A 17771-nucleotide genomic window follows, 5' to 3' on the forward strand; every position below is an offset into this window, starting at 1 on the left:
TCACGGACGCCTCGGGCCCGGGTCGTGCTGAACCGGACCCACGGCGTCCGTCTTGGCTTGTCAGTCGGCCGTCAGCACCACCTTCAGCGCCTTGTTCTGCGCCGCCGCGCCGAAGACGTCGTAGGCCTCGACGATCTCGTCCAGCTTGAAGCGGTGGGTGGCCAGCTTGCCGGCCGGCAGCTTGCCCTCGGCGATCATGCGCAGCAGCATGTCGCCGGTCACCGAGTTGACCAGCCCCATCGTGATGCGGATGTTGTCGATCCAGCGCTTGTTGATGTCCAGGGTGATGGGCGCCCCGTGGACGCCGACGTTCGCCACGCAGCCGCCGGGGCGGATGGCGTCCAGACATTCCTGGATCGTCACGGGGATTCCGACCGCCTCGATGGCGACGTCGACGCCCAGGCCGTCGGGGGTGAGTGCCTTGACCTCCTCGAGCCAATTCGCGTCGGAGTTGTTGATGGCGTGGGTGGCGCCGAAGTCGCGGACCGCGGCGTCCAACCGGTTCTGGTCGCGGTCGATGGCGATCACGCGGGAGGCGCCGTGCAGGCCTGCGGTCATCATGGCGGCCAGCCCAACCGGTCCGGCGCCGATCACGGCGACGACGTCGCCCGGCTTGACCCCACCGTCGCGGACGCCGATCTCGTACCCGGTGGGCAGGATGTCGGAGATGAACACGGCCTCCTCGTCGCTGACGCCATCTGGGATGGCGTAGAGGCTCGAGTCGGCGAACGGGACGCGGGTGTACTCGGCCTGGGTGCCGTCGATGAGGTGTCCGAAGATCCAGCCGATGCCGCCGACCGTCTGGCAGTGGCTCGGCAGGCCCTTGCGGCAGTACGAGCAGGCGCCGCAGTTGGTGATGCACGAGATGATGACGCGATCACCGACCTTCCAGTGCTTCACCATGTCGCCGACCTCGGTGACGGTGCCGACGCCCTCGTGGCCGAGGACTCGGCCGTCGGTGACCGCCGGGACGTCGCCCTTCATGATGTGCAGGTCCGTGCCGCAGATGGTGGTGGTCTCGATCTTGACGATGACGTCGGTCGGGTCCTGGATGACAGGGTCCGGGACCTCCTCCCAAGCCTTCTGACCGGGACCGTGGTACACAAGCGCTTTCATGGGTCCTCCTTGACCTCGCGCCCCAGTGGGTGCAGCACACATCGTCCACCCGCTTGGCCTGGGGGTTCAAGGGGTGCAACGAGGTCGAATGTGGGGCCGGCGCGGATGGGCGCGGCAACTCACCAGTGGTGCGCTCGGGTGCCCGAGCTACATGAAGTCGTCCTCATCAATCGTCCCTTGGTTTGAAGTGCCCCGCCCCATGTTCGCGTAGTAGTCATCGTGGGACGAAGTGCCGGATTCAGGCTTACCGTCTGGTTCGGGCTCGGGCTCGGGCACCTTCTCTGGAACGATCACTTTCGGGGCTTTGGCTCCTTGTTCAGTGAGCCAATCAACACAGTCCCTGATGGCAGACGCGTACTGGACGGCACGGCCCTTGTCATTGGCGATGGAGCCTTCGAACTGGAGAAGCGCCTCCAGGGCGTTGTCGAGTCGATCGCATTTCTCTCCCAGGTAGACCGACCTGCCTTCGAGTTTGAGATGGTTCTTCTTGCCTATCTCGATGTGTAGGTGAACTTGGGCATTTCCATAAATGAAGTGGCCGCCCTGCTTTCCCTTTCCTGCGACCGTCTTGTAGCGTTGGATGACTGCATTGGTGGTGGCGTTTCCGACGGTCCGTTGCAGAATGCCCAAGCCGTGGATCGTCGGGGGCATCTGGGCGGCCTGACTTACGGTGGCCGGCGACCTCTCTCCCGCGCGGCCACGACCCGCTCGCGCTGTGCGGATGTCCGAAGAACGTTCGCTTGACTGATCCTGCTCTCGTCGCGACCCCATGATGCGACCTTGCCTGTGGGTCAAGGAGGAAGTCCAGCGACTTGGGGCACACCATCGGGCACCGCGACGAGCGGTTTCCTGACGCGTTGTCCGACGTGCCGTTGACTGCGTATTGGAGCACGCCCCAGCCGTCGTCGGTGGAGTTCGCTTCGGATCTGCTGGGGCAGGCGTTCGGGTCGAGCTCGACGGCGTACTACTTCGCCGAGATGACCGACCACATGTACACGCAGGCGCTGCTGACGGACGCGGACGTGAAGGCCGCCGCTGAGCGAGGACGCGTCGGTCTTGAGGCGATCGTCTCAAGGATCCCGATCGAGAAGCTCGTCGAGGACATGGCCAGGCTCGCTGAGTACAACGAGTCCGCGATGGAACGCTACCCGTCCACGCGTCGGCTGGGTTGACGCCAGAGCTTGTGAGGGCCCCGGTTCGTGACCGAACCGGGGCCCTCGGCGTCGCGTGGCAACCCCTCGCTACCTGTCCCGGTTGACCACCATGGCCGAGCCGCCGCAGCGGCGAACGGTCTCCGCGGCGGCCTCGATGCGCCCGTCGCCCAAGGCGCGGATGCCTGTGGCCGCGCCGATCTCGCTCGACGTGCTGAGTTGATGGCCCATGCCCGTCAATCCAGCACCGAGGGGTCCCGAGGCGATGGCGGGTTCGGCCGATTCGCTGCCTCCGTTGCGGGAGGAGAGCCGGGGGGCGGCGATGGCGTCCACCAGCGCAAGGTCGCGGTCGAGGTGGCCGAGCAGGACCTGTGCGACCGTGGTGATGATGGTCGCACCACCGGGCGTGCCCAACGCGAGGTAGGGCTCGCCATCCTGGAGCACGATCGTGGGGCTCATCGACGAGCGCGGGCGCTTGCCGGGCCCGGGCAGGTTCGGGTCGGGCACCGCGCCGGCCGGGCCGAAGTTGAAGTCGGTCAACTCGTTGTTGAGGATGAATCCGTAGCCCGGCACCGTGATGCCTGAGCCGCCGGTGGCCTCGATGGTCAGCGTGTAGGCGGCGACGTTGCCCCACCGGTCCATGACGGTCAGGTGGGTGGTCGACTGGCCGTCGTTCGGCTGGGCGGTCGTCAGGGCGGAAGGTGTGCAATCCGCGTAGTCCCCGTCGGGTGAACCGAATGGGATCGGCCGCGCGTGTGCCCGCGCCTCATCGAAAAGGCACGCGCGTTCGGCGGCGAAGGCTGGGTTGGTGAGCTCGGTGGCCGGCACGTCCGGCACGTCGCCGACCCAGCGGTTTCGATCGGCGAACGCGGTCGCCGAGGCTTCGGAGAAGCGGTGCAGGTAGTCGAGGTCGGACGCCTCGCTGGTCGGCGTCCCCGTCCGATCCTCGTAGGCCTGCATGAGGTTGAGGATCTCGGCGACCGCGATGCCGCCGGAGCTCGGCACCGGCATGCCGTAGACGTCGTAGCCGTGGTAGGTCGAGTGGATCGGCGTGGGAGTGAGCGCCTCGTAGTCGGCCAGGTCGGCCATCGTCATCTGGCCGCCGGGGACGGTCACGTTGGGGGCGGTGGTCGGGTCAGAGGATTCGGCGACGATGGCCTCTCCGATGGCGCCCGTGTAGACCGCCGCGGTGCCCTGCGTGCGCAGCACGCGGTAGGCGCGGGCCATGTCACGGTTCGTGAAAGTGGAGCCGACCTCCGGCGCCGCGCCGCCCGGGAGGAAGATGCGAGCCGTCTCGGGGAACAGCGAGAACTTCGCAGCGTTCTGCTCGGTCTGTTCGCGGAAGGTCTCGTCGACGACGAACCCCTTGTGCGCGAGTTCCTCGGCGGGCTTCAGCGCGTCGTTGAGCGACCACGTGCCGAGTGTCTCGAGCGCCTCGGCCCACAGGGCCGGCGTGCCGGGGATCCCGACCGAAAGCCCCGAGCGGACGACCGTGTTGAAGTTCATGGGCGTTCCGTCCGGGTTGAGGAACGTGCCCGCGTGGTACGTGGCGGGGGCGGTCTCGCGGCCGTCGATGCTGGTCACCGTCTGGGATGCGGCGTCGTAGTAGACGAAGAATCCGCCGCCTCCGATGCCGGCGCTGTACGGCTCTGTCACGCCCAATGCCGCAGCAGTGGCGACGGCGGCGTCGGCGGCGTTGCCGCCGCGCGTGAGGACGTCGATGCCGATCTGGGAGGCGTCCCGATCGACGGAGCTGACCGCGCCGCCCGTCCCGGACATGGCGGCAACCTTCGGCAGCGTCGTCGGCTTGCCGTGCCAGCCACGGTCGTTTGATGGTGCCGCGTGGGCGACGGTGGAGGGGGCGACGAGCGCCAGCGGTAGGAGGACGGCTGCGAGGGCAACGGGCAGCCGGCGAGGACGTGCGGGGTGCTTTGGCATGCCTCACCCTAGGACAGCACAGGGCGATGCACCATAGGGACCCAAGTCGCGTGCGCCTCCCGCTTCACCGCGGCGCAATCACAGCACCCGCGTCACCTCCAGCAGGATGGCGTGCTCGGGGATCGGCCACGGCGTCTGGACGCCGCTGGTCGCCAGCGCGGCACCGGTCAGCACGAGGCCGTCCGGGGCGACCAACCACGGCGGGACGCCCATGGCGCCCGTCGACCCCGCACCCTCGGGGACAACCCCGACCAGCGACAACGGCACCGGGGTCACGCGATAGTGCGCCTCGGGTACGAGTCCCGGCAGGGCGACTCGCCCCAAGGTCGAGGTGGCCGGTGCTTCGGCCAAGGCCAAGCTGTAGACCGCGGCGTCCGGGGTCACCACCCCGCGCAGGAACGCGCCGGACTCAGGCAGGTCGACGCGGACGACGTCCCCGCTCAGGAGGAGCGCCCGATGGGCCTTGTACCAGGCGATCCAGCCCTGAAGGTGGGCCAGTTCCTCGGGGGTGGCCCGCGTGATGTCCCACTCGATGCCCAAGTGCCCGAACACCGCGGTGCCGGCCCGGAACGACAGGTCGTGCGTCCGGCCCGTGGTCCGTGAATGCCTCGACGCGATGTGGGAGCCGATCATCTCCGGGGGGAGGAGCTGCGCGGTCCACCGGTCGATCTGCTGGCGCTCCAACGGGTCGATGCAGTCGGACGCCCACACCCGATCACAGCGGCTCATCACCTCAAGGTCGATGCGTCCGCCGCCCGAGGCGCACGACTCGATCTCCAGGCCGGGGTGGGCGGCCTTGATCTCGTCGACGAGCCGGTAGAACGCGAGCGTCTGCTCGTGGACCGCCGGTGCCCCACCCGGCGCGGTGCCGGCGTCGACGAGGTCGCGGTTGTGGTCCCACTTGAAGTAGCTGATCGGGTACTCGTCCAGCAGCGCGCACAGCTGGTCGCGCACGTGGGCGTACGCCTCGGGGATGCCCAGGTTCAGCACCTGCTGGAACCGCGCCTCCACCGGCAGCCGCCCGCCCGGCTGCATCAGCCACTCGGGGTGGGCGCGGGCGAGGTCCGAGTCGGGGTTGACCATCTCGGGCTCGACCCACAGGCCGAACTGCATGCCGAGGTCCACCACGCGGTCGACGAGCGGGTGCAGGCCGTCCGGCCAGGCGTCGCGGCTGACGACCCAGTCGCCCAGCCCCGCGCGGTCGCTGCGCCGGGAGCCGAACCAGCCGTCGTCCAGCACGAATCGCTCGACCCCGACGGACGCCGCCTGCTCGGCGAGGGCCACCAGCCGGTCGAGGTCGTGGTCGAAGTAGACCGCCTCCCAGGTGTTGAGGGTGACCGGACGATCCACGCCCGGGTGCTCGGGTCGCGACCGCAACCAGCGGTGGAAGCGGCGGGCCACGGCGTCCAAACCGTTGCCGTGGTTGGCGTAGACCCATGGACCCCGATAGGTCTGGCCGGGGGAGAGGCGTCCCTCGGTGGGCAGCAGGAGCTCGCCGCCCCCGACCAGCTGGTCGCCGTTCAGGCTGCGTTCGGCGTAGTGGACGTGGTTTCCGCTCCACGCGGTGTGCACCGCCCACACCTCGCCCGAGGCGAACCCGAAGCAGGGCGTGCCGACGTGCAGGACGAACGCCGAGTCGGCGCCGGTGCGGCCGTGACGGCCTTCGCGGCGGGTGTTCCCCACCTCGAGTGGACGCCGCTGCGGCACGCGTTCCTTGCCCCAGCGTCCGGCGAGGTCGAGGACCTCGCGGGCTCGAGACGGGACGGCGAAGGTGACGAGCAGTTCGTCCACGCGGTAGTCGTCCGCGCCCTCGTTCGTGACGGACGCCCGCGCGCGGACGAGGCCTTGGGGGAGCATCTCGACGAGCAGGGCCAGGGTGAGGGCGGCGTGATTGTCGTGGGCCCGGAACTCGACCGTGGTCGGGCCGAGGATATGGGTGCCTTGGGGGAGCGGGACGCCGCCGGCGAGGACCTCGGTGAGGCGCCAATCGGGAGACCATCCTCGGCCGTCGGCCCGCGAACCGGAGAGACCGGGGTGGCCGGTCCAGCCGGTCCGGGCCTCGGGGACCATCGACACCCGCACCGGGACGTCCGGCGAGTTCGGGAGCTGCGGCGGCAGGGTCGCAAGCACGAGCTGATCGACGGCCGCGGCGTCCGGGAGCGGCAGGGCCGCACCCCAATGGGTGACGGCCGGGAGCCGGGCGTCGGTGCAGTCCAGGACGAGGGAGACGTCGTCAGAGGTGAGGGCGATCCGCCAGTCGGTCATGTTCGGTCCTTATTGGTAGAGGGCGGAGACGGTGCAGGAGCCGCCGAGGGCTCGGGTTGGGGCTGCCGAGGGCTCGGGTTCGGAGCGCCGAGGGCTCGGGTTGAGGCTGCCGAGGGCTCGGCTTGGGCCTGCCGAGGGCTCGGGTTGGTGGCGCGCTGATTGGGGAGCCGGCGATGCGGTGTTCCCGGCGTCGGTGATCCACATGACCTGCCGATTTCGACCGACGCGCGGGGCGTCCACACACCAGCGGTGTCGGTCGAATTCGTCGTTCACAGCGTCCCATATGGGGCCAGGGGCAGCAGGCAGGCCCTCGGCGCCGTGAACCCGAGCCCTCGGCGCGGTGAACCCGAGCCCTCGGCGCGGTGAACCCGAGCCCTCGGCGCAGTGAACCCGAGCCCTCGGCGCAGTGACCCCGAGCCCTCGGCGCAAGTCACACTCACACCTCCGTGGCGAGGACCACCGACAGCGAGGCCGGCCGGGGCCACAGGGCGTCCTTGGGCTGGACGTCCGGCCCGCACGAGCGCGAGCCGATCCCGTGCTGGGCCATGTCCAGGTAGAGGTGGGTGGCCTCCGACTCCGGCAGCTCGTACTGGTGCCGCGCCGCCGTCCACTGCTCGGCGCTGTGCCGGGCAACGGTGAAGCCGGGACGGTGCCCGCCGACGGCAGACGCGGTGACCCGAAGGGGGGTGACCCCCTCGCCGGCGAGCGTGAGCTCCCGGAGCCCGGCGCGGTGGCCGCTCTCCTGGGGGACCGCGTACGGGATCGTCAGGTCGTCGATCGCGCTGGTGAACCGTCCCACCCGGGCGGCCGCGTGGGTGTCGGCGTAGTTCTCCAGCGGTCCCGTGCCGAACCACGCGGCATCTTCGTAGTCGGCTGGCAACGCGAAATGGACGCCGATGCGCGGCCACGTGACCGTCCACCTCGACGAAGGTTGGACGTCGACGTCGAGCCGCAACGCGCCGTCGTCCCAGGCCCACCGGTGGAGCACGAGCACGTACTGCATCGCGTTCGCCGCTGCCAGCCGGTAGGTCGTGGTGAGCACGTCGTCGCACACCTCGAGGCCGAGCAGCTTCGGCTGAAGCTTGTCGAGCCGCGCGGCGCGCCAGCGTTCGGCCGACGACGGCCCCGGGACGCCCCAGCCCCCGGTCAGCGCCGGGTCGGCCAGCTCATAGGAGCCGAAGGTCGCCAGCGAATCGTTCTCCGTCGGCGCGCGCCACAGCGTGACCTGGCCACCGCTGATCGTCAGGTCGCCCAACCCTTGGAGGGTTCCCCAGCGGTCGAAGCGGGCGTCGCCGAGGCGGATGGTGCCGTCCGAACCCGCACGCGACCCCCCACCCGAACCCAGCACCGTCGCCGGCCCGACGGCCGAGACCACCGCACGCGGAGCTGCCGCCACCGTTTCGGCCAGCAGCACATGGGCAGTCGTGACGACGTGCCCCGCCGCGGCCCAGGGCGTGTCGGACGCCAACTCCGCGGTCACCGTGTGCCAGTGCTCGCCGGGCGCGTCCGCGCCGTCCGCCACCACCGGCAGCGCGACCTCGCACGACTCGCCGGGCTGAACCGCCGCCACGTCCAGCACCCCACGGGCCCGCTCGTGCCCGTCGACCTCGTGCACCCACGCGAAGCGCAGGTCAGCGGTGTCGCCGTCGTGGCGCAGGTTGGTGATGGTGACGGCGTCCCGGGTCAGGGCGATGCGGATCGGCGTGGCCACCGCCGCGAACTCGGCCAGCGCGGGCGTCGGCGTCCCGTCGGCCAGGACCATCCCGTCGCAGACGAAGCTGCCGTCGTGGACCGGTTCGCCGAAGTCGCCGCCGTACGCGTGGTACGGGGTCCCGTCCGGCGTCGTGGTGAGGATGCCGTGGTCGCGCCACTCCCACACGAAGCCGCCGGCGATGGCCGGGTTGGCGTCGAAGCAGGCCTCGTAGTGGGCGATGCCGCCGGCGCCGTTGCCCATCGCGTGCACGTACTCGCACAGCAGGATCGGCCGGTTCGGGCGGACCCGGACGAGGCGTTCGAGTTCCTCGACCGGCGCGTACATCCGGGAGACGACGTCGACGTAGCGGTCGTCGTGGTCGTTCTCGTAGTGGACCGGCAGCGAGGGGTCGCGGCGCTTGATCCACGCCGCCATGGCCGCGAGGTTCGCCCCCTTGCCAGACTCGTTGCCCAGCGACCACGCGATGAGGCTGGGGTGGTTCTTGTCCCGCTCGAGCATGCGCTCGGCGCGGTCGAGGTAGACGTCGCGCCAGTCCGGGTCGTCGGACGGGTTGCCCCGCCAGCCGGACAGCTCGAACCCGTGGGTCTCGATGTCGCACTCGTCGATCACCCAGAAGCCCAGCTCGTCGGCCAGGTCCAGCAGCCGCGGGTGCGGTGGGTAGTGGCTGGTCCGGATCGCGTTGATGTTGTGCCGCTTCATCAGCAGCATCCCGGCGCGGACGTCGTCCTCGTGGAACACCCGCCCGTCCGTGGGGTGGAAGTCGTGGCGGTTCACGCCCCGGATCCGCAGCTGACGCCCGTTCACCAGCCACCGGGCACCGTCGATCTCGACCCGCCGGAACCCGACCTTGAGCGTCACCGTCTCGGCAGCGTTGGCGACCGTCACCGTGTACAGCCGCGGCACGTCTGCGCTCCACGGCTCGGTGGGGCCGACGTCGATCGTGCCCGAGCCCTCGGCGTCCGGGATGGTGTGGTCGAGCCTGAGCTCGGGGCACGTGAGGCGGACGGGGTACGCCTCGGCCGTGCACCGCAGCTCCGGGGTGAGGGTGCCGCGGCCGGTGGCCGGATCCCGGTCGGCGCGCAGCCAGACGTCGTCGAGGCCGCCGTCGGGTCGGTGGAGCAGCGACACCTCGCGGAAGATGCCCGGCAGCCACCATTGGTCCTGGTCCTCGACGTAGCTCATCGCGGACCACTGGTGCACCCGGATGTGCAGCACGTTCCCACCCGGGCGCATGGCGTCCGTCACGTCGAGTTCCTGCCGCAGGCGGCTGCCGCGGACGACACCCACCGCGGTGCCGTTGAGCCACACCCGCCCGATCGACTCGATGCCGTCCAGCCGCAGCCAGACCCGTCCGGATGCCAGCCACGCGGCGGGTACGTCGACGGTGCGCCGGTAGTCGCCGGTCGGGTTGGCGTCCGGCACGCGCGGCGGGTCGAGCGGGAAGGGGTACTGGACGTTGGTGTACGCCGGACGCCCCCACGCGCCGTCCCCACGCAGGACCCAGTGGGACGGCACGTCGATGACCGCCCAGCCGGAGTCGTCGGACGCCGCGGCGTCCGCCTCGACGGCGGTGGGGGAGTACTTGAACCTCCACGCTCCGCACAGGTCGAGCACGGGCGCGGACGAGTCCAGGTGGCTGCGGGGCGCGACGCGGCGTCCCGAACCCGGCGAGATCTCTTCGATGTAGGTGGTCATGGCCCCTTCGAACTCAGCCCTTCGTCGCGCCGAGGGTCAGCCCGGCGACGAAGTGCTTCTGCAGCAGGAAATAGATGACGATGGTCGGCAGGGCGATGAGCACCGAACCCGCCGAGACGAGGTTGTGGTTGGTGAAGAACTGCCCCGACAGGTTGGTCAGCGAGCTCGTGATGGGGAACAGGTCGCCGTTCTGCAGCAACACGGTCGCCCAGAAGAACTCGTTGTAGATCCACGTGACCTCCAGGGTCGCCAGCGCGGCCAGCGACGGACGGATCAGCGGGAGCGTGAGCTCCCAGTACTGCCGCCACAGGCTGGCCCCGTCGACCATGGCCGACTCGTAGATCTCCTTCGGCAGCGCCTTCATGTAGTTGCTCAGCACGAAGGTGCAGAACCCCACCTGGAACGCCACGTTGACCGCGATCAGGCCCCAGTAGGAGTTGAGCAGCGTCCCGGAGTCGCTGAACCAGAACGGCACCTCGATCGCCTGGAACATCTTGAACACCGGGATCAGCAGCGCCTGGGGCGGCAGCAGGTTGCCGGCGGTGAACGCCGCCAGCAGGACGATGTTGAGCGTCCAGCTGAACCGGGCGATGATGAACGCCACCATCGAGGCCAGGAACAGCGTCAACAGGACGGCCGGGATGGTGATGATCGCCGAGTTCAGGAACTTGCGCCCGAACTCGCCCATCGTCCACGCGTCGATGTAGTTGGACAGCGTGAACCCGCCGAAGCTGAGGTAGCCGTACTGGGCGGTGTACTGGTAGTCGCGCAACGACGCGAGGACCGCGTACACCAGCGGGATCAGCCAGAGGACGGTCACGACCGCGAGGAACACGTGGGTCGCGATGCGCCCTCTGGTCCAGGGCCGCTTGCGGATCTCGGCGGTGTCGACGACTGCGGGCGGGACCGCCACGGGGGTTTCGGCGCTCATCGCTGGTCCTCCTTCATGACGATGCGCAGGTAGACGATGATGAACAGCGTCGACATGACGAGCATGATCGTGGCCAGGGCCGAGCCGAAGCCGATGCGTTGGGCCTCACCCACGATGTTGCGGGTCACCTCGGTGGCCAGCAGTTCGAGGCCGTTGCGTCCGCGATTGATCACCCACACCAGGTCGAAGGCGCGCAGCGAGTCGATGAACGTGATCACCAGGACGACGATGTTGATCGGGAACAACACCGGGAAGACGACCTGGAAGAACGTCCTCGACTCGGACGCGCCGTCGATCTGGGCCGCCTCGCGGAGCGACGGATCGACGCCCTTGAGACCCGCGAGGTACAGCAGCATGACGTAGCCGACGTGCCGCCACGCCGTGGCGATCAGGGCCGCCCACAGGTTGTACTGCGGGTCGCCGTACCAGTCGATGCTCGTGCCCAGAAGCTGGTTGAGCAGGCCCTGGTCGCGGCTGAAGATGAGCTGCCAGATGAAGCCGATCAGGGCCATCGACAGGACGACGGGCAGGTACAGGGAGGTCTGGTAGAACTTCGTGTACTTGACCTCGCGGTCGATCAGCACCGCAATGAGCATGCCGAACGGCGTCGCGATGCCGAACAGGACGACCAGCCAGATCACGTTGTGCTGGATCGCCGGCCAGAAGGCTGGGTAGATCGTCGCCGCCTCGGTGTACCAGCGGGTGCCCACGAACTCCGCCTCGCTGAACGGTCCGAAGCCGTCCCAGTTGAAGAACGAGAACACCACCGTGGCGATCGCGGGTCCCCACACCAGCGCCGCGGCGACCGCGGTCGGGATGAGGACCATCAGGGCCACGGTCAGCCGGTCCCGGCCGGACAGCCGCGTGCCGCGGCGTCCGGACCGAGACCTGGTCAGGGTTTGTGCCTGGCTCATGACGCGAAGATCGACTTCTTCTGCGCCTCCACACTGCTGAGGATCGAGGAGAGGTCGTCGGGGTTGCGGACGAAGCTCTGGATGGCCGGGCCCATCACCGTGGACGCGAAGTCGGGACGGCTGTCGCGGTCGAGGAACAGGGAGACGTCGGTGGCCTCCTTGAGCAGCTTCAGCGCCTTGGTCTGCAGGCCGGTGTACTTCGACACGTCGGCGTCCTCGCTGGTCGCCACGACGGACGGGTCGGCCTGGACGAGGATGTCCTGGGCGGCGGCGGTGCCGAGGTAGCCCAGCCACTTCTTGGCGCCGGCCTCGTTCTTCGGACGCCGGCTCATCATGAAGCCGTCGGTCGGGGCCTCGATGGCCCCCGCGCCGATCGCCGAGTCGACCTCGGGGAACGCGAAGAAGTCCAGGTCCTCCTGCTCGGCGCCCTTCGCGAACTGCTGCGCGGCGAAGGTGCCCAGGTAGTACATGGCCGACTCGCCCTTCTGCAGCGACTGCGCGGCCTCCTGCCAGGTGCGGCCCAGCGCGTCCGCCTGGTGGTAGGGCAGCAGACCCTTCCACGTGTCGAAGACCTTGACGACCTTCGGACCCGTCCAGTCCTCCTTCCCGGCCATCAGGTTGATGTGGTAGTCGTAGCCGTTCACGCGGAGGTTGAGGATGTCGAAGGTGCCCATCGCCTCCCAGCCGTCCTTGTCGGCGAAGGCCAGCGGCGTGAGGCCGTCCGCCTTGATCTTGTCGCCGAGGGCCTTGAACTCGTCGAGGGTCTTCGGCACCTCGTAGCCGCGCTGCTGCCAGACGCTGGGGCGGTAGAGCACGACCCACGGGTAGTAGGTGTTCGGCATGACGATGGCCTTGCCGTCGGCGGTGGAGCACGCCTTCTTCAGGCTGTCCGGGATGCCCGGGGTGGCGTTGAACACGTCGGTGATGTCGCCGACCAGGTTCTTCTCGGCGAAGAAGCGGGCGCGGTAGCCGGCGAACCAGCCGAAGGTGTCGTCGGGGGAGCCCTGGAGGTAGTTGTTGATGTTCTCCTGGAACGTGGTGTGCGCCACCGTGTTCATCTTGATGCTCAGGCCCGGGTTGGCCTCGCTGAACGCCTTGGCGACGGCCTCGATGGCCTGCTTCGGGACGGGGTCGGCCTGGTTGTTGCCGAACGTGATCTCACCGGCCGCGGACGCCGCGCCTCCGGGGGAACCGCTGGGGCTGCCGCAGGCGGCCAGGGTCGGGCCGGCCAGGGCGGCGAGGCTGACGCCCATGGCGCCGCGGAGCAGGGAGCGCCGGGAGAATCCGCTGACGGGAGCGGAGGGGAAAGAGGCCAGGTACTGGGCTTCGGTCTGGGGACGGGACATCGATGTTCCTTCTCAAGGTTGGTGGCGGGCGGCGGCGGCGTCGGTGAAGACGCGGCAACCCCACGCGTCGAGCACAACCGCGTGCCCGGCGTGGACAGGGGCGCCGTCGACGGCGTCGACGACGTCATGCGGCACCGTCGCCCGGGCGGGCGCGGCGCTCCAGTTGTGCAGGAACCAGGTCCTGCACCCACGGGCGACCCCGGAGAGCACCGTGGTGCTGGGGTCCGGTCGCCACACCGCGCCGACGGGGTCGGGCACGACGTGGCGGAGGATGTCGGCCGCGAGCGCCCGGTTGGGCACGGTGCCGACGTACGTGATGCGGCCCCGCCCGTGGGGGCGGGTGGTGACCGCGGGGAACGTGCCGAAGCGGTGGTGGCGGTACGTGGCCAGCACCTCGGCGTCCATCACCTGGAGGCCGTCGGCCCAGTGGGTGGCGGCGGCTTCGTTGGTGGTGGGGAGGGGGCCGTCGACCGGGATCGGGGTGGTGAGGTTGGAGAACTCCTCGTACCGGACGCCGGCCGCCTCGTGGAGGCGGTCGGGGGCGACGGCCAAACGGGCGCGGGCCTCGTGGTCGCCGTAGCCGGTCCGGATGCCGAGCACCAGGTGTCCACCGGCGGCGGCGTAGTCGTGCAGGAGGTCGAGGTCGGCGTCCGTGGCGGTGTAGAACGCGGGGGCGATGAGGACGGGGTGGGTTCGCGCCAGCGCTTGGGGGCTGTGCTCGGCGGCCTGCTCAGCGGGCAGGTAGCGGACCTGGACGCCGGCGTCCACGGCGCCCTGCTGGAACGCGCGGACGATGTCGGCGTAGGCGGTGGCGCGCGGGGAGCCGTCGGCGTTCGCGAGGGGAGGGTGGCCCTCGAAGGCGAGCTTGGAGTCGGTGCTCCACAGGATGGTGACGTCGGCGTCCGGTTGGTAACCGTCGAAGGAGGTGCCGAGGGCGGCGAAGAGGTTGCCGATCTCGGCGACTTCTGTGTAGATGCGGCCGGGTTCTTGGCTGTGGGGCAGGACGCCGCCCCAGTAGGTCTCGGTTCCCCACGGCAGCGAGTGCCAGTGCCAGTACTCGACCATCGCCGCGCCGCGCGCCACGAGGGCGAGGGCGGCCTGGGTCAGCTGGCCGGGGTAGGGCGGCTGGTTCTGCCAGCTGAGGTGGATCGAGGAGACGCTGGTCTCGGTGACGAGGAAGCGCTCTTGGCGGATCGCCCAGGACCGGTCGGCCAGCTCGAGAAGGCCCGCGACGCCCGTGCGGACCCAGTGGTCGGGGGCGGGGAGTTCAAGCGCGCGGTCGAGGTGGTCCTGCATGCCGTAGTAGGCGTTGGTGGCGGTGACGTCGAGGGCTCGGGCGGTGCGGTGCTCGTCCATGGCCGGGCGGTCGAAGGCGATGCAGGTGGTGACGAACTGGTGGGGGGCCGCGTACTGGCGGACGATGTCCGCCTGCCAAGCGATGTAGTCGGCGACGAGGCCGCACTGGAAGCGGCGCCAGGCCAGGTCGTACTGCGGCTGGAGGTTCCCATCGGGGCGCCACAGCTCCTCCCACGCGGAGAGGCTGTGCGACCAATAGACGAGGCCCCACTCGCGGTTGAGGGTGTCGACGTCGGCGTAGGTGGCGCGGAGGTGGTCGACGAAGGCGGCGAACGTGCCCTCATTGTGGAGGAGGAGGGCGCCGGGCTCATTGTCCACCTGGAAGCCGATGACCGCCGGGTGGTCGGCGTAGCGCCCGACCACGGTGCGGATGATGCGTTCGGCGTAGTGGCGGAAGGTCGGGTGGGTGAAATCGATCTCCTGGCGCGAGCCCCACCCGAGCGGACGGCCGGTGGCGATCTCGCCGGCGATCTCGGGGTGCTTGGTCTGCAGCCAGGGCGGGCACGCGTAGGTCGGGGTGCCGAGGATGACGCCGATGCCCCGGGCGTGGGCGCCATCGAGGACGGGCTGGAGCCAGTCGAGGTCGAATTCGCCGTCGCGGGGCTCCCAGGTCGACCACGTGGACTCGCCGACGCGGATCACCGTGAAGCGCGCCTCGGCCATCAGGTCGAGGTCGCGCTCGAGCCGCAGGTCGGCCTGGTACTCGGGGTAGTACGCGGCGCCGAACCTGAGGCTGGTCAGCGGTGACGGTGTCATCTGGTCTCCACGATGAGGGATGCGATGGACCAAACGTTACCGGTAACAGTTCCGCGTGTGAAGAGTTTCGGCCGATTGAGTCTTCTGAGCGCCGAGGGCTCGGGTTCCGTACGCCGAGGGCTCGGGTTCCGCACGCCGAGGGCTCGGGTTCCGCACGCCGAGGGCTCGGGTTCCGCACGCCGAGGGCTCCCATTCCCCTGGGCGAAGGCCTGCGAAGCGCCAACTGCGTTCGGAGTCGATGGCGGCATGACGCGCCGAGCACGTTTGTCCACACCGACCGGGATTCGGTCCGAGGACCGAGCCCTCGCCAGCCCGAACCTGAGCCCTCGGCGCCCAACCCGAGCCCTCGGCGGGGAAAGGGGTGACCAAGGCGCCTGTGAGCGGTAACGTTTGGGCAAGGGACCCCGTCCCCCCCCCCAGTGAAGGACGCCACCATGCCGCAGCAGCACCCTCCCGCCGAGCGGAGCGGCAAGGCGCCCACCATCTACACCGTGGCAGCCCATGCGGGGGTGAGCCACCAGACGGTGTCGAGGTACCTGAAGGGTGAGTCCCTGCGCGCGGGCAACCGCGAGCGCGTGGAGCAGGCCATGAAGGAGCTCGACTTCCAGGTCAATGACACCGCCCGGGCGCTGGCCACCAACCGCGCACGTCGGATCGGGGCGTTCATCTTCGAGGTCGACGACTGGGCGCCCCAGCGGGTCCTGAGCGGCGCCGCCGAGGCTGCCCGCAAGGCCGGCTACGTCCTCGACATCGTCCGGGTGGACTCCAGCGACGACGCCTCCATCGACCAGGCCGTCAACCTCATGAACCGGACATCCCTGGCCGGCGTGGTTGTCCTGTCCCCGTCCGACCCCATGCTCGAGCGACTGCGCCTCGAACGCCTGCGCGCCCCGTGGTTCGTCGAGGCCGAACCCGCCCTCGAGGAGGGCCAGGACGACACGGCTCACCACCCGTTCGCCCAAGTCGTCAACCACTTGGCGGACCTCGGCCACGAGCGGTTCTTCTACGTCGGCGGGCCCCTCACCTGGCTCCCGGCGCGCAACCGTCGCGCGGCGTACCGCGAGGTCATCCGCCGCCGCGGCCTGGTGAACTGCGGCGAGACCACCGGCGAGTGGGGCGCCCCCTGGGGAGCCCAGGCCATGCGGTCCTTCCCGGTCGGCGACAAGCCGACGGCCGTCGTCGCCGCCAGCGATCAGCTCGCCCTCGGCGCGCTCCACTGGCTCCACGAGCGGGGCATCCGCGTCCCGGAGGACGTCAGCGTCACCGGCTACGACGGCATCCCGGACGCCGCGTACTTCTGGCCGCCGCTGACCACCGTCGAGGTCGACTTCGCCCACCTCGGACGCCGCACGGTGGCCGCCCTGCTCGCCCACGAGGCCAGCGGACGCCGCCCTGACGACACCACCGGGCCCACCAGCACCCTCGTGGTGAGGGCGTCCAGCGGGGCACCCGCCACGGCCAGGTAACGCAATCTGAGCCCTCGGCGGACCGGACCCGAGCCCTCGGCGCAGCGGACCCGAGCCCTCGGCGGACCGGACCCGAGCCCTCGGCGCAGCGGACCCGAGCCCTCGGCGCAGCGGACCCGAGCCCTCGGCGCACCCAACCCGAGCCCTCGGCGGAACCCACGGGTGACGCCCCGGTGACGCGCAGCGGCGACGCTTGCGGCATGGCCAGCCCGCTGAGCGCCCGCACCTCCAGGGGGGCGATCGTGGCGATCGACCCGACCAACCCGCCGCCCCGGGTCGTCCCGTTCCAGTACAACCCGGACGAGGTGGTCCGCGAGATCGTTCCGCACGCGCCGCCCTCGGGCGGAGCGGGCTCCGACGTGCGCCGGCTGTGGGGCGCGGGGGTCGAGACGGTGAAGCTCACCCTCGACCTGGACGCCGCGGACAACGTCGGCGACGGACGCGCGCTCGCTTCGGTCGGCGTGTTGGCGCGGCTCTCGGCCCTCGAACTGCTGCTGTACCCGGCGACCACGAGGGTCATCGCCAACACCGTGCTGCAGGCCGCGGGCGCGATCGAGATCCTGCCGCCGACGGGTCCCCTCGTGGTGCTCACCCTCGGCCCGCGGATGGTCGTGCCGGTCTCGATCAAGAGCCTCACCGTCACCGAGCAGGCGTTCGGGCCCGACCTGGCCCCGATCCGCGCCACGGTCGCGCTGGGCGCCACGGTGCTCACGTACTCCGACCTGCCGATCACCGATCCGGGCCACGCCATGTACCTCGTCCACCAGGCCCTCAAGGAGGGCGTCTCGCTGCTGGCTCCGGTCGCAGCCCTCACCGAGGACGCCTGACATGGCCGGCCGGTACGACGGCGTCGAGATCACCGAGACCCAGGTCCCCGACGGCGACGGCGGGCTGCGCACCGTGCGCTACCTGCGCCGCCGTCCGGCACCCAGGGAACCCACCCTGCCCCCGCTCGCGCTGCACCGCGTGGTGGCCGGCGACCGGCCGGACCTGCTGGCGTCCCGCCACCTCGGTGACCCCACCGTGTGGTGGCGGATCGCGGACGCCAACCGCGTCCTCGACCCCGCCGAGCTGACCGCGACGCCCGGCGACGTCGTCGTCATCCCGACACCGGAGCTCTGAC

Annotated in this window: 13 protein-coding genes; 4 read left to right on the top strand and 9 right to left on the bottom strand. The window is 70.1% G+C overall.

Features of this window, described 5'->3' with window-relative positions:
* Window positions 1–60 precede the first annotated feature (60 nt).
* Window positions 61–1116: a zinc-dependent alcohol dehydrogenase family protein gene (locus AC5YDV_RS10760; RefSeq protein ID WP_496182877.1), complete on the bottom strand. Its 1056-nt coding sequence runs from the start codon at window positions 1114–1116 to the stop codon at window positions 61–63.
* A gap of 147 nt (window positions 1117–1263) precedes the next feature.
* On the bottom strand, window positions 1264–1746 hold the full coding sequence (locus AC5YDV_RS10765; RefSeq protein WP_496192487.1) for a hypothetical protein: 483 nt from the start codon (window positions 1744–1746) through the stop codon (window positions 1264–1266).
* 278 nt (window positions 1747–2024) lie between these two features.
* Here AC5YDV_RS10765 and AC5YDV_RS10770 point away from each other — a divergent pair, with 278 nt between their 5' ends.
* The gene (locus tag AC5YDV_RS10770) at window positions 2025–2288 is read left to right on the top strand and encodes a hypothetical protein (protein WP_496192488.1); all 264 of its coding nucleotides are present in this window, start codon (window positions 2025–2027) and stop codon (window positions 2286–2288) included.
* A 69-nt stretch (window positions 2289–2357) separates the two neighbouring features.
* On the opposite strand, the gene ggt is transcribed toward AC5YDV_RS10770, so the two are convergent.
* The 7 genes from ggt to AC5YDV_RS10805 all read right to left on the bottom strand — a co-directional run bounded on the left by ggt (window position 2358) and on the right by AC5YDV_RS10805 (window position 15182).
* Entirely contained in the window at window positions 2358–4205 is a 1848-nt protein-coding gene (gene ggt / locus AC5YDV_RS10775) for a gamma-glutamyltransferase (protein ID WP_496182874.1), read from the bottom strand.
* Between the two features lie 78 nt (window positions 4206–4283).
* Window positions 4284–6470, bottom strand: coding sequence for an alpha-galactosidase (locus tag AC5YDV_RS10780; RefSeq protein WP_496182873.1), 2187 nt, complete (start codon window positions 6468–6470; stop codon window positions 4284–4286).
* A 436-nt stretch (window positions 6471–6906) separates the two neighbouring features.
* Window positions 6907–9879: a glycoside hydrolase family 2 TIM barrel-domain containing protein gene (locus tag AC5YDV_RS10785; RefSeq protein WP_496182872.1), complete on the bottom strand. Its 2973-nt coding sequence runs from the start codon at window positions 9877–9879 to the stop codon at window positions 6907–6909.
* Between the two features lie 13 nt (window positions 9880–9892).
* Complete coding sequence (locus tag AC5YDV_RS10790) at window positions 9893–10810, bottom strand: carbohydrate ABC transporter permease (RefSeq protein WP_496182871.1); 918 nt, start codon at window positions 10808–10810, stop codon at window positions 9893–9895.
* Window positions 10807–11724 carry a carbohydrate ABC transporter permease gene (locus AC5YDV_RS10795; protein WP_496182870.1) on the bottom strand — a complete coding sequence of 306 codons (918 nt, stop codon included), beginning with the start codon at window positions 11722–11724 and terminating at the stop codon, window positions 10807–10809. Before AC5YDV_RS10795 ends, AC5YDV_RS10790 begins: the two co-directional genes overlap by 4 nt.
* Window positions 11721–13070 carry an ABC transporter substrate-binding protein gene (locus tag AC5YDV_RS10800; protein WP_496182869.1) on the bottom strand — a complete coding sequence of 450 codons (1350 nt, stop codon included), beginning with the start codon at window positions 13068–13070 and terminating at the stop codon, window positions 11721–11723. Before AC5YDV_RS10800 ends, AC5YDV_RS10795 begins: the two co-directional genes overlap by 4 nt.
* Before the next feature lie 12 nt (window positions 13071–13082).
* Window positions 13083–15182, bottom strand: coding sequence for a beta-galactosidase (locus AC5YDV_RS10805; RefSeq protein ID WP_496182868.1), 2100 nt, complete (start codon window positions 15180–15182; stop codon window positions 13083–13085).
* 434 nt (window positions 15183–15616) lie between these two features.
* On the opposite strand from AC5YDV_RS10805, the gene AC5YDV_RS10810 reads away from it, so the two are divergent.
* From AC5YDV_RS10810 to AC5YDV_RS10820, 3 genes are all read left to right on the top strand, one after another.
* Complete coding sequence (locus AC5YDV_RS10810; protein WP_496182867.1) at window positions 15617–16648, top strand: LacI family DNA-binding transcriptional regulator; 1032 nt, start codon at window positions 15617–15619, stop codon at window positions 16646–16648.
* Window positions 16649–16848: 200 nt separating this feature from the next.
* Window positions 16849–17475, top strand: a complete 627-nt coding sequence (locus AC5YDV_RS10815; RefSeq protein WP_496182866.1) for a hypothetical protein — start codon at window positions 16849–16851, stop codon at window positions 17473–17475.
* A gap of 1 nt (window position 17476) precedes the next feature.
* A complete protein-coding gene (locus AC5YDV_RS10820; protein WP_282004287.1) occupies window positions 17477–17770 on the top strand; it encodes a LysM peptidoglycan-binding domain-containing protein in 294 nt (97 codons plus the stop codon).
* The last annotated feature ends 1 nt before the right edge of the window (window position 17771 follow it).

The sequence above is a fragment of the Propioniciclava sp. LT432 genome (genome assembly GCF_059515965.1).